General features: G+C 64.8%; 8 protein-coding genes. All 8 read left to right on the top strand.

The window, feature by feature from the left end:
- Window positions 1-20: 20 nt before the first annotated feature.
- Complete coding sequence (locus VMA09_18280) at window positions 21-1,871, top strand: hypothetical protein (GenBank protein HUA35563.1); 1,851 nt, start codon at window positions 21-23, stop codon at window positions 1,869-1,871.
- Between the two features lie 87 nt (window positions 1,872-1,958).
- The gene (locus VMA09_18275) at window positions 1,959-2,633 is read left to right on the top strand and encodes a DUF2231 domain-containing protein (GenBank protein ID HUA35562.1); all 675 of its coding nucleotides are present in this window, start codon (window positions 1,959-1,961) and stop codon (window positions 2,631-2,633) included.
- Window positions 2,634-2,661: 28 nt separating this feature from the next.
- Entirely contained in the window at window positions 2,662-3,045 is a 384-nt protein-coding gene (locus tag VMA09_18270; GenBank protein ID HUA35561.1) for a nuclear transport factor 2 family protein, read from the top strand.
- Between the two features lie 9 nt (window positions 3,046-3,054).
- Window positions 3,055-4,221, top strand: a complete 1,167-nt coding sequence (locus VMA09_18265) for an LLM class flavin-dependent oxidoreductase (protein ID HUA35560.1) — start codon at window positions 3,055-3,057, stop codon at window positions 4,219-4,221.
- 8 nt (window positions 4,222-4,229) lie between these two features.
- Window positions 4,230-5,069 (top strand): MOSC N-terminal beta barrel domain-containing protein, encoded by an 840-nt coding sequence (locus VMA09_18260; protein HUA35559.1) that lies wholly within the window; start codon window positions 4,230-4,232, stop codon window positions 5,067-5,069.
- A gap of 140 nt (window positions 5,070-5,209) precedes the next feature.
- Entirely contained in the window at window positions 5,210-5,959 is a 750-nt protein-coding gene (locus VMA09_18255) for a methyltransferase domain-containing protein (GenBank protein ID HUA35558.1), read from the top strand.
- 77 nt (window positions 5,960-6,036) lie between these two features.
- Entirely contained in the window at window positions 6,037-9,285 is a 3,249-nt protein-coding gene (locus tag VMA09_18250) for a PD-(D/E)XK nuclease family protein (protein HUA35557.1), read from the top strand.
- Window positions 9,282-12,731, top strand: a complete 3,450-nt coding sequence (locus VMA09_18245) for a UvrD-helicase domain-containing protein (GenBank protein HUA35556.1) — start codon at window positions 9,282-9,284, stop codon at window positions 12,729-12,731. The genes VMA09_18250 and VMA09_18245 overlap by 4 nt, the downstream gene beginning before the upstream one ends.
- The last annotated feature ends 93 nt before the right edge of the window (window positions 12,732-12,824 follow it).

Raw genomic sequence — 12,824 nt, 5'->3', positions numbered from 1 at the left:
AAATAGCCGTTGACGGCGCGATGGCTGACGAACCACAGCACCGGATCGGCGATTGGAGCCTCGGCGGCGAGCCGCCGCAGGTCATTCCACCCACAGAGCGGCCGCCCAGCGCCACGCCGCCGACACAGCCGATGCCCGAGCCGCTCGGCCGGCTCGATCGGCAGCTCTTCGCCGTCACCGTCGAGCACGTGGGATGGGCTCTAGTCGCGGTCTACACAATCCTGAGCCGCCTCGTCGCACTCGGCGCGCGACCGCTCGGCGCCGACGAAGCGCGCCGCGCGCTCCTCGAGCTCGCGTCGGTGCAGGCTGCGATACCGCCCGATACCGCTCTGGCGGTGCATCCGAGTTGGATCGAGATCGCCCAGCGCTGGATCTTTTCGATTTGCGGCGCCGACGACCTATCGGCGCGTATCGTCGTCGCGGCCTCCGGGATCATCCTGGTTGGCGCGGCGTGGCTGATGCGGCGGTATATCGGACGCGCAGGCGCGCTCGCGCTGGCCGCGATGCTTGCGTTCTCGCCCACCGCGACTTACCTCGCGCGCGGGGGAGCCGGCGTCGTACCGGCTGCGGCCTTCATGCTGATCGCGATCGCACTGGCGCTGAGCCTCGGGCGCGCGCCTTCCGTCCCGCTGGCCGCAGTGATCGGCCTCGCGATCGCGCCTTGGCTGACAGCCTCGCCCGCCGGGCCGATACTCGCGCTGACAATTCTCGTTGCGCTGATCCCGGTCGGCCTGTGGACGTTGATCGTTACCGACCATCGCGGGCTGCGTTTTCGCGTATGGTGGCAGCGCCGCCGCAGTGTCGTGCTGATCGCGACGATCGCGGCGATCTTCGCAACCTATTACCTCGCGACTGCGATGCTCTCGCGCCCATTGCGCGATACGCTCAGCGATCTCCTGGACGAGCTGCAGGTGCTCGGCTCATGGAGCGCCTGGCCGGGGCTGCATTTCTATCTGCCCGCGCTTGGCTTCTATGAATTCCTGATCGTTCTGCTGGCGCTCGTTGGTGTGATTGTTTCGATCGTCGCGGCGCGCAGCCGCCTCGCCGCGTTCGCGATCTTGTGGGCGCTCATCAATACCGCCGTCTTCCTTCTGCTGCCGGCGCCTCAGATGGAATACCTGCTCGCGATCCTCGTCCCGCTCGCGCTGCTCGCGGCGATCGGAATCAACGCACTTGCGATGAGCTCGGCGTGGACCGGCGTGCGTATCGCGATCGCCGCGCTCGGATTGCTGACCCTCTACGTCGCAACCCTCGTCAACTTCGTTTTCTCCGCGCCCAACACGGGTCAGGCCGCATGGCGAAGGCATCTGCTGCTCTACTGGGTCGAGCCGAGCACGACGATTCAGACTCGCCACGAGTGTATGCGAATTTTGTCCGCGCCACAGAACGCGGACGCGTCGTTCTGGGCGCCGCCCTATGCCCCGCAGGTGAGCTGGTATCTGAACTCGATGCGAGCGGCGCCAGATCGGCCCGCGGCACAAATCTCGATCGCTTCGCCGTCTTTTTCCACGTCGGGTCCGAGGGAATTCTCCCTCGACGAATCATGGGATCCGGATCCCACCAAGCTGACTCTGCGCTCGGCGATTCTTTACTTCGCCCTGATGCGCCCGTGGACGGATGCGATCACATACAACGATCTGCGGGTCACCGAGCAGACGCCTGCGGCGACGCCGAGCGCCGCGCCGTCACCATCTCCATCAGCCGCCGCTTCGCCATCCGCGACGCCGTCCCAAACTCCATCCGCACCGGCAGAAACGACGCCGACACCGCGTGCGACGAGCACTCCGGCTGCTACGCCTTCCGCGGCGCCCGAAGCATCGTCATCGGCGAGCCCGCGTCCGTCGTCAACCGCAACCTCGGCCAACCTCTAGCGCAGCGCCAAATCAAGAATTGCGTGCCGACTCGCGCTTTGCGATAAAAGTCGGGAACCAAAAGCTGCGGTATTGTAAGGAGCGTCGATGGACCAGGTCCGGCACATCATCCAGGGAATGCAAATTCATCCGGTCGTGGACCATTTCACGATCGCGCTGTTGTTCGTCGGCGTCCTCACGGATCTCGTCGGCAGCATGGCCCCGACGCGCTTGTGGATCCGCAACATGGCGCTCAGCCTGATGATCCTGGGCGCGATCGCCGCGGGCAGCTCGTACCTGACCGGCGACCTGGAGGCCGACAGGATCTGGAAGGCGCTCGGCCCCGACGCCCAGGCGATCCTGCACCGCCACGGGCAGATGGGCACCTATCTCGCGATCACGTTCGGCGTGCTCGCGCTGTGGCGAATTTTTATCGCGGCGTTCGGCTTCATGGCGGGCTCGCGCCCCATTTATCTGATCGTCGCGGTTCTCGCGGCTGTCACCCTTGGATACGCTGGCCACCTCGGGGGCAAGCTCGTTTATGACTACGGCGCAGGCACGGCGCTGATGGCCGAGCAGGGCGTCGCGCCGAGCGCGTTCCCTTCGCCCGAAGCATCGCCGGCCGCACCTAGCGTGATACCCACGGTCAGCGTCCCAACCGCGATGCCAACTCCGACTCCGGTTGCGACAATGGCTCCGCCGGCTGCGGCTACCGAAAAAGCGCCGGCCTCGCCCGCCGCATCGCCCGCGGCCTCGGGCTCGCCGGGCAGCGCCAATATGTGATTGCATTCGATTAGTATGAGGATTGGATATGCCAACCACTGCTGAGCAGTCTCTGGACGTCGCCGAGCGCCTTTTCAAATCGATCGAGCGTGGCGATATCGAAGGCGTGCACGCCGTTTACGCGCCCGACGCGAAAATCTGGCACAACAACGACGGCCTTATTCAGACGCCCGAGGAAAATCTGCGTGTGCTCAAGTGGGTGATCGAAAATATCGACGAGCGCGCCTACACCGAGGCGCGCCGCCAGGCGACTCCGACCGGATTCGTGCAGCAGCACGTGATGCGCGGGCGGCTCAAGTCCTCGGGCAAGCAGTTCGCGTTGCCGGCTTGTATCGTATGCATCGTCGACCGCGGTAAGATCACGCGCCTCGACGAATATCTCGATTCAGCGCACGTCGCGGCGCTCAGTTAGGAGATCAAAATGAATCAGCGTCTGCGCTTCGGCGTGTTCCTCGCACCACATCATCCGCTCGGCGAGCATCCGACCCTTCAGTACCAGCGCGACCTCGAGCTCGCGCAGTTCCTCGACGATTACCAGTACGATGAGTTCTGGGTCGGCGAGCATCATTCGGCGGGATGGGAAACGATCGGCTCGCCCGAGATGTTCCTCGTCGCCGCCGCCGAGCGCACCAAGCGTATCAAGCTCGGCACCGGCGTGGTCTCGATTCCGTATCACCATCCGTTCAACGTCGCGCAGCGCATCGTGATGCTCGATCATCTGAGCCATGGCCGTGCGATTCTGGGCGTCGGTCCGGGCGCGCTACCGTCGGACGCGGTCACGCTCGGCATTGATCCGATGACGCAGCGCGACAAGATGGACGAAGGGCTCGGCGTGATCATCCGCCTGCTCAACGGCGAGGAGCCGTTTAGCTACAAGGGCTCGTGGTTCGAGCTAAACGATGCGGCGCTGCAGATCCGCCCGCTCCAGGAGCGGATTCCGGTCGCGGTAGCCTCGACGCTCTCGCCCTCCGGAATGAACACCGCGGGTAAGTACGGCGTCGGCGTCCTGTCGGTCGCGTCGTATTCCGAGGAAGGATTGCAGGCGCTGCCGACCCAGTGGCATTTCGGCGAAGTCTCGGCCAAGGAGAACAATCAGAAGATCGATCGCTCCGACTGGCGCGTCGTGATGCAGTTCCATCTCTCAGACTCCAAGGAACTGGCGATGCGCGAGGTCGCCGACGGCCTCAAGCGCTGGCAGAACGAGTACATCACCGGGATTCTCGGCGTGCCGATGCGCAAGCCGTTCGAGGATGGCTACGAAGCGGCGAAGAAGATGAGCGACTACGGCGGCGCGATCTTTGGCACGCCCGACGACGCGATCGAAGGTATCGCCAAGATGCAAAAGCTGGCGGGCGGCTTCGGCACGGTGCTGTGCTTCGCGCACGATTGGGTGCCGCGCGAAAAACAGCTCAAGAGCTACGAGCTGCTCGCGCGCTACGTGATGCCGCGATTCCAGGGGCTCATCAAGCCGATCCAGGACTCGGCGGATCGCGTGCGCGAAAATCGCGACGAGCTGATGCAGAAATCCAGCGGCGCGATCATGAAGGCGATTCACGACTACAACGCGACGCATCCGCGCGATCGCTGAGGCACGAAATGGAACGCCGGCAGATCGGAACCGTCCAGGACCTCGCGCGCTATCCGGTCAAGTCGATGCTTGGTGAGCATCCCGCGGCGCTCGATTTCACCGAGCGCGGCGCCGTCGGCGATCGCTTGTACGCACTGCGCGAGGTCGCGACGCATCAGATCGCGAGCGCCAAGAAGTTCGCGCACCTGCTCGAATTCCGCGCAACATTCGAGCAGCCGCCCGGCCCCGAGCATCTGACTCCCGTCCGCATCGCGATGCCCGACGGCAAATCGATTCACGCCGAAGATGCCGACGCGGCAGAGATCATCTCCGCAGAACTCGGTCGCAAGATGCAGTTCGAGCGTTCCGAGAATGCGCAACGCGAACGCGCGGGCATCGATCCCAAGACAATCTTCGCCGACGTTCCAGTCGAAAAAGCGATCCCTGGTCTGACCGCCGAGACGTTGCCAGATAACTACGGCCTCGCGCCCGCCACGTTTTTCGATTCAGCCGTGATGCACGTGATCGCAACCGGCACGCTGCGTCATCTGGCAAACCTCGCGCCCGGCTCGATCTTCGACTCACGCCGCTTCCGACCGTCGATAGTCGTCGACACCGGCGTCCGCGACGACACATTCCTCGAAGACGAATGGCTCGGCGGCACGCTCGTAATCGGCACCCTGCGCATCGTGAAGATGCAACCCGCGCTGCGCTGCGTTATGACCACGCATCCGCAGGAAGACCTTCAGCGCGACTATAAAATCCTTCGCACCGCCGCCTCGCACCACCAGGTAAACGTCGGCGTCTTCGCCTCCATTGAAAAAGGCGGCCGCGTGAACGTCGGCGATCCGGTGTTTTTGGAAAAGTAATTCCAGCCTGCTCTTGCCGCACGTTCGTGATCGTCATTGCGGGCCGAAGCGAGAAACCACAAACAGCTTTTTTGCATCTTGTTGAAATTGGTCTCACGGCCACTTGAGCGAACCCGATTCGGCGGCGACTATCTCATGCCATGCCACAATCGACTCTCACCCAACCCGACGCATGGGCATGCGGTCGAATTCCGACGCTGAACGAGCGCGGCTTCACGACCGAGCATCCCGATCCCTTGTCACAAGCGTTCATCGAGCTGGCCGCGACCATCGACAGCGAGGTTCTGGACATCGGATGCGCATATGGCGTGATGGTCAAACGAGTTCTGAGCGCCGGCGGACGCGCATGCGCCTGCGACATGGATCAACGGCATCTGGAAATTCTCGTCGCGTCGGTGACACCCGTGGACAAGACGCGCCTCAGATGTGTTGCCGGAAGTCTGCCGGACATCGAATTTGAACCATGTTCGTTCGGCGCGATTCTGTGCAGCCGCGTTCTGCACTTCCTCGACGGCCGCGACGTCGAGCTCAGCATATCGAAAATGCACCGATGGCTCCGGCCGGGAGGCAAGCTCTTTCTTGCCGTTGACTCTCCCTATTCCGGCATGACCGGCGTCCGCACCGGTCCTGAATATGAAAGGAAGAAAGCCTCAGGAGATCCCTGGCCGGGATTTGTCCCCGACTATAACAGCTACCTTCCGGCTGATAGTCGCGTGCGATTCGCCACGTCGTTCATCCACTTGATGGATCCCGATACCCTGGGCCGCGTATGCGAACATGCCGGTTTCGCAATCGAGACCAAGGGCTTCATGGCACGTGTCGCCAATCTATCTCGCGCCGATCCTCAAGGACGCGACCACGCAGTCGCGGTGGCAGTGAAGGCGCCGTAAACAACCCGCTGTTGAAACTGCGCGGAGGACCCCCTTGAACAAAGACGGTGCGGCGACGACGATCAGTTATCGCGTCGATGTCCGACCGTATCCAGATTTTTTCCTCGCCCGCCGTTCATGAGCGGCTCGATACTGCGCGCGAATGGCTGGCCGAGCTTCCGCAATCGAGCGAGGCGATAGTAGTCACGGCCAACGCCGAGGCGGGCAACGACCTCGTGCGATCGATCGCGGCCGCGCGCGGCGCGATCGCCGGACTTCATCGCCTCACCCTGAATCGCCTGATTCGTCTGCTCGCCGCCGATCGGATGGCGGCCGAGGGCCTCGAAGTCGCTGCCGGTCTTGGCGCGCAGGCGATCGCAACGCGCACCGTTTTCCGGCTCTCGCCGAGCGGCGCGCTCAAGCACTTCGATCCAATCAAGGACCTGCCGGGATTTTCTCGCGCGCTGGCACGCACGCTCGCCGAGCTGCGCGCCAATTCGATCACCGAGTCGCAGCTTCGCGAACTCGGCCCTGCTGGCGAGGCGCTGGCCGCCCTGCTCGCGCAGTTCGAACGTGAGCTTGCCGAAGCGTGCCTGGTCGATCGCGCGGGCATGACGCGCTTTGCGCTCGAAGCACTCGCCGCCAAGCCCTTGCCGCGCTTCGCCGGAATTCCCGTTTTGCTCGTCGATGTCGCCCTCGAGGGCACGCTCGATGCGGATTTTGTCACGGCAGTCGCGGCCCACGCGCCGCGCGTGATGGCGACGACGCCCGCCGGCGACATGCGCGCGGAACGGCTTCTGGAGCGTGCGCTGGACGTTCCGCTCACGATCACACCGCTACGCACGCCGGAAAATTCGCTCGCCTGCCTGCGCACGCATCTGTTCGGCGCGAGCGCTCCGGCGGAATGCCAACTCGATGAAACGGTGACGATGCATTCGGCGCCGGGCGAGATGCACGAGTGCGTCGAGATCGCGCGCCGCATCCAGGCCGAGGCGCGGCGCGGCGTCCGCTTTGATCAAATCGCGGTGCTGCTTCACGATCCCGAGCGCTACCAACCATACTTGCAGGAGGCATTCGCGCGCGCCGGAATTCCCGCGCACTACGCACGGGGCACGCGGCGTCCCGAGCCTGGCGGCCGCGCTCTGCTCGCACTTCTGGCCTGTGCGGCCGAGGATCTCTCGGCCAGCCGCTTCGCTGAATATCTCTCGCTCGCGCAGGTGCCCGAGCGAAACACAAACAGTGAAGAGCGGCGGCCCGCGGTCGATCCGGAATTCAGCGCGCGCCCGCTTTCCGCCGATCTCGAGACCGCGCCCGCGCCCGAACGCGACGGCAAGGACGCTCTTGGCCGCGACGATGACGGCGCGGCGCGCGCGCCGTGGCGCTGGGAAAAGCTCATCGTCGATGCGGCCGTGATCGGCAGCGCCGAGCGCTGGCAGCGGCGGCTTGCCGGACTCGGCAACGAGCTGCGCCGCCAGCGCGATCACGTCGCGCCCGAAAACGAGGCCTATGCGGCCGCGCTCGATCGCCAGCTCCGCGATCTCAAGCATCTCGGCGAAGTCGCGACGCCGATCGTCAATGCCCTCGGCGCGCTGCCGCGTGAAGCGTCGTGGGGTGAATGGCTTGATACGCTGCGCGCGCTTACCGCACTCGCGCTGCGCGACAGCGATCGCGTGCTCGCCGCGCTCGACGAGTTGGCGCCGCTGACTCCCGTCGGCCCGGTGCGGCTCGATGAAGTTCGAATCGTGCTCGAAGCGCGCCTCGGCCGTCTCGAGAATCCCGCGCGCGAGCGCCGCTACGGCAGGGTCTTCGTCTCGTCGCCGGCCCGCGCGCGCGGGATGGCGTTCGAGGTCGTGATCGCACCCGGTCTCGCGGAGCGAATCTTCCCGCGCAAGCATACCGAGGATCCGCTGCTGCCCGATGCCGCGCGCGAGAAGCTGAGTCCCTTTCTCGTCCGGCAGTCCGATCGAATCGCGGAGGAACGCTTCGCGCTGCGCACGATCGCGGGCGCGGCGAGCGAACGCGTGATGCTCTCCTATCCGCGCGTCGATCTCGACCAGGGCCGCCCGCGCGTTCCTTCGTTCTACGCGCTGGAAGTCATGCGCGCGGCCGAGGGGCGTCTGCCGGGCTTCGATGAGCTCGCCAAACGCGCCGCGGGTGAGCATGGCATTCGTCTCGGATGGCCCGCGCCGAAAGATCCCAACGATGCGATCGACGACGCCGAGTTCGATCTCGCAATTCTCGACAAGCTGATTGACCGCAACCCCGAGGAGACCACCGGCGCGGCGCATTACCTGCTCGGCGCCAATGAGTATCTCGCGCGCGCATTGCGAGCCCGCGCTCGTCGATGGCTTCGGCGCTGGACGCCGTCGGACGGCCTCGTCGATCCCGATCCGGGTGCGATCGCCGCGCTCGGCAAGCATCAGCTCGCCGCGCGTCCTTATTCGCCCACCGCGCTGCAGTACTTCGCCGCGTGTCCGTACCGATTTTTCCTGCAGGCGATTCATCGCCTCGAGCCGCGCGACGAGATCGAGGCAATCGAGGTCATCGATCCGCTGACCCGCGGCTCGATCTTCGCCGAAACGCAGTACGAGATCCTGAGCGCGCTGCGCGAGCGCGGGATGCTGCCGATTACCGACGACAATCTTGCCGAGGTCCAGAAGCTGCTCGACGAGCTGCTCGAAGGTGTCGCCGGACGTTTTCGCGAGGACCTGGCGCCCGCGATCGAGCGCGTGTGGAAAGACGGAATCGAAGAAATCCAGGCCGACCTGCGCGAATGGATGCGGCGCGCCGCCGCCGACCCGGCGAAATGGCGCCCGGAGCATTTCGAGTTCGCCTTCGGACTGCGCGATCGGTCGCAGGCCGATCCAATGAGCTCGCCCGACCCGGTCAAAATTGCGGGAATCACGCTGCGCGGCTCGATCGATCTCATCGAACGCAATCCCGAGGGTCAACTTCGCGTCACCGATCATAAGACTGGCCGTGTGCGCGCCGAGCGTGGCTTTATTATCGGCGGCGGCAAGATCCTGCAGCCGGTTGGCTACGCGCTGGCTGTGGAAAAGATCCTGCAAGAAAAAGTCGGCACGGGACGGCTTTATTACTGCACCGCGAGCGGCGGCTACGAAGAGCGCGTGGTCGAGATCGACGAGCATGCGCGCGAATCGCTCGCCGCCCTTTCGACGACGATCGACGGCGCGTTGAAAGAGGCGTTCCTGCCCGCGGCGCCCGATGCCGGCGAATGCGAATGGTGCGACTACCGCAGAATCTGCGGCCCCTACGAGGAGCGCCGCGCCGCGATCAAACCGGCCAAGCGAGTCCAGGCGCTCAAGGAGCTGCGCGCGCGGCCATGACCTCGAAACTTCCAGCCGATCAGCGCGTACGCGATCGGATTCGCGACGAACTCGACACTACGCTCGTGATCGAAGCGGCGGCCGGTACCGGCAAGACGACCGCGCTCGTCAATCGAATCATCTCGGTCATCGGCGCGGGCCGTGGCCAGCTGTCGCAAATCGCCGCGGTGACATTCACTGAGAAAGCCGCTGGCGAACTGAAGCTCCGTCTGCGCGGCGAGATCGAGCACGCGCGCCACGATGCCAAGCGCACCAGGACCGAGCGCGACCGCTTCACCGCCGCGCTCGAACAGCTCGAAGAGGCGCGCATCGGCACGATCCACGCCTTCTGCGCCGACTTGCTGCGCGAGCGCCCCGTCGAGGCGCGCGTCGATCCGATGTTCCAAGTCGCGGCCGAAGACGACGCGCAGGCGATGTTCGACAGCGCCTTCGATCGATGGTTCCAGGCGGTGCTGCAAAATCCCGGACCTGGGATGCGCCGGCTGCTGCGCCGCCGCGACGCTGCCGATCGCAACAACGGTCCGCGCGAAGTCGCACGCCATGCGGCATACGATCTGCTCAACTGGCGCGACTTCGACACGCCGTGGGGGCAACATCCGATTGAGCGCGAGCGCGAAATCGATTCGCTCATCAACGAGATCAAGCAGTTGGGCGAGCTCGCCGAGGACGCCGAACCTGACGACTGGCTGGGCAAGAGCCTCGCTACGCTGGCACGGCCGATTCGCGAAGTGACGCGGCTCGAGGCGGTGCGCGGGCGCGACTACGACAAGCTCGAAGCGGTGCTGCGCACGCTGAACACCGGGCGCCATTGGAACTGGCGCGGGATGGGCGGCGGTTTCGGGCCGCTCTCGCGCGAGGAGATCTTCGCGCGCCGCGTGGCGATCCGCGATCGGTTGATCGCGTTCCGCGAGGAAACCGGCGCGAACATGGCGCCGCTTCTGCGCGAAGAGATGTGGCCGATCATCGATTACTACGAGGAGTTGAAGCGCCGCGCGGGCAAGGTCGATTTCCTCGATCTTTTGCTCGTCGCGCGCAACCTCGTGCACGATAACGCCGCGGTGCGGCGCGATCTTCAACGGCGCTTCACTCATATTTTCGTCGATGAATTTCAGGATACCGATCCGTTGCAGGCCGAAATTCTAATCCTGCTCGCGGCTGCGGACCCTGACGAAAATAACTGGCTGTTAGCGCGTCCCGCGCCGGGCAAGCTGTTCGTGGTCGGCGATCCCAAGCAGTCGATCTACCGCTTCCGCCGCGCCGACGTGTCGCTTTACCAGGCGGTGAAGCAAAACCTGTTGCGCAACGGCGCCGCGCAGGAACATCTGACGGTCAGCTTCCGCAGCACGCCGTCGCTGCAGCATCTCGTCAACGCGGCGTTCGCTCCTCTGATGGCGAGCGAGTCGCGCTCGCAGCCGGCCTACGCGGTGCTTCAGCCGTATCGCGCGGAGACTGAGACGCAGCCGCCGATCGTCGCGCTGCCGGTGCCGATGCCATACGGCGATTTCGGCCGCATCACCGACTGGCGAATCGACGAATCGCTGCCAAAAGCGATCGCGGGCTTTGCGAAATGGCTCGTGGTCGAAAGCGGATGGACCGTGACCGAGCGCGAGGCGCCGGACGTTCGCGTGCCGATCCGGCCGCATCATATATGCGTTCTCTTTCGCCGCATGAATTCGTTCGGGCGCGATGTGACGCGCTCGTATCTGCGCGAGCTCGAAGCGCGGCATCTGCCGCACGTGCTCGTCAAAGGCGGATCGTTCAATCGGCGCGAAGAAGTCGAGGCAGTGCGCAACCTGCTCGGTGCGATCGAGCGGCCCGATGACGAGCTTCTGGTGTTCGCCTCGCTGCGCGGTCCGATTCTGGCGCTGTCGGATTCAGCGCTGTTCGAGTTTCGCAGCACCGTCGGCGCGTTGCATCCGTTCCGGCCGCGGCGAGACGATTTGCCGGAGCATCTCAAGGAAGTCGCGCGCGCGCTCGACCTCTTGCGCGATCTTCATCGCGGGCGCAATCGGCGGCCGATCGCGGAGACGCTCGCGCTCGTGCTCGAACGCACGCGCGCTCATGCGGGAATCGCGATCTGGCCGACTGGCGAGCAGGCGCTCGCGAATATCATGCGCCTGATGGACCAGGCGCGGCGCTACGAAGCGCGCACGGGCGCAACTTCGTTTCGAGGCTTTATCGACCAGCTCGAAGAGCGCGCCGAGCGTGACGAGGCGAGCGAGGTGCCGCTGGTCGAAGAAGGCACCGAGGGCATTCGCATCATGACGGTGCATCGCGCGAAGGGTCTCGAGTTTCCGGTCGTGATTCTCGCCGATCTCACCTGCAACGAGACCCGCGCCGATGCCTCGCGATATATCGAGCCGGGAAGCCGCCTCGCCGCGATGACGCTCGCCGGATGCGCGCCGCGCGAGCTGCGCGAGCATGGTGCGGAGGAGCATCGCCGCGACGAGGACGAAGCGATTCGCCTCCTGTATGTCGCCGCGACGCGCGCGCGCGATCTGCTCGTCGTTCCTGCGGTGGGCGACAGCCAATATGACGGATGGTTGGCGCGGCTCAATCCTGTTGTTTACCCATTCGAGACGGAACGGCGCGCGCCGCTGACCAATCATCCCGCGGGATGTCCCGAGTTTGGCGATGACAGCGTGCTGGAGCGGCCGCCCAAGGCGCCAGGCAAGCTGAAATCGGTGGCACCGGGACTCCATCGGCCGCGCGAGGGGCAGCATCGCGTGGTCTGGTGGGATCCGTCGCGGCTCGTCACCGAAGTCGATGAAGCGATGGGGCTGCGTCAGAATTACCTGCTGCAAGCAGACGAGAAAAAGGAGATCTCGACGCGCGGTATCGAGGAGAATCGTAAGTGGCATGAACGGCGCGCGAGCGCTCTGGAAGCGGGTGCGATGCCGACGCTCAAAGTCGCGACGGCAACCGAGCTCGCGATCGGCACAACTGCGACCGGGCTCGCATTCGCCGGTGAGATTCGGGTGGAAAGCGTCGCGCGCGATCCGAACCGCCCGCGCGGTAAGCAATTCGGCACGCTGGTACACGCGACGATGACTCGGGTCGCATTCGATGCGGACCGACCGGCGATCGAGCATGCCGCCGCGAGCGAGGGCCGTATCATGGGCGCCGCGGCAGTTGAGATCGCGGCGGCCATCGAGGCGGTCGCGCGTGCGCTCGCGTCGCCCTTGATCGCCGAGGCCAAAGCCGCGGCACGCGCAATGCGCGAGTACCCGATCCTGGTCGGCCTCGACGACGGCACGATGGTCGAGGGAATCGCCGATCTGGTTTTCCAGCCGCAAGCCGATGGCGAATGGATCATCGTCGATTTCAAAACCGATTTCGATCTGACGCCGCGGCTTGCAGAGTATCGCTCGCAAATCGGCCTCTATCTAAAAGGCCTCCGCGAAGTGACCCGCAGAACTGCATCGGGCGTCATATTGTCGATTTGAGCGTGGTCTCTTTTCTGAAAAAAATCCTGTGGGACGCCCACCCTACTACTTTCAGAAATGGGTCCCGACACGATTCCTCCTCTGCTAGACTCG

This window comes from Candidatus Binataceae bacterium (genome assembly GCA_035508495.1).
GTDB lineage: Bacteria > Desulfobacterota > Binatia > Binatales > Binataceae > JASHPB01.
This window is presented reverse-complemented; position numbering and strand designations above follow the sequence as displayed.

Bases quoted from the DNA above. Each gene is read 5' to 3' on its own strand.
- VMA09_18280 (HUA35563.1), top strand. From the start codon at position 21: ATGGCTGACGAACCACAGCACCGGATCGGCGATTGGAGCCTCGGCGGC.
- VMA09_18275 (HUA35562.1), top strand. From the start codon at position 1,959: ATGGACCAGGTCCGGCACATCATCCAGGGAATGCAAATTCATCCGGTC.
- VMA09_18270 (HUA35561.1), top strand. From the start codon at position 2,662: ATGCCAACCACTGCTGAGCAGTCTCTGGACGTCGCCGAGCGCCTTTTC.
- VMA09_18265 (HUA35560.1), top strand. From the start codon at position 3,055: ATGAATCAGCGTCTGCGCTTCGGCGTGTTCCTCGCACCACATCATCCG.
- VMA09_18260 (HUA35559.1), top strand. From the start codon at position 4,230: ATGGAACGCCGGCAGATCGGAACCGTCCAGGACCTCGCGCGCTATCCG.
- VMA09_18255 (HUA35558.1), top strand. From the start codon at position 5,210: ATGCCACAATCGACTCTCACCCAACCCGACGCATGGGCATGCGGTCGA.
- VMA09_18250 (HUA35557.1), top strand. From the start codon at position 6,037: ATGTCCGACCGTATCCAGATTTTTTCCTCGCCCGCCGTTCATGAGCGG.
- VMA09_18245 (HUA35556.1), top strand. From the start codon at position 9,282: ATGACCTCGAAACTTCCAGCCGATCAGCGCGTACGCGATCGGATTCGC.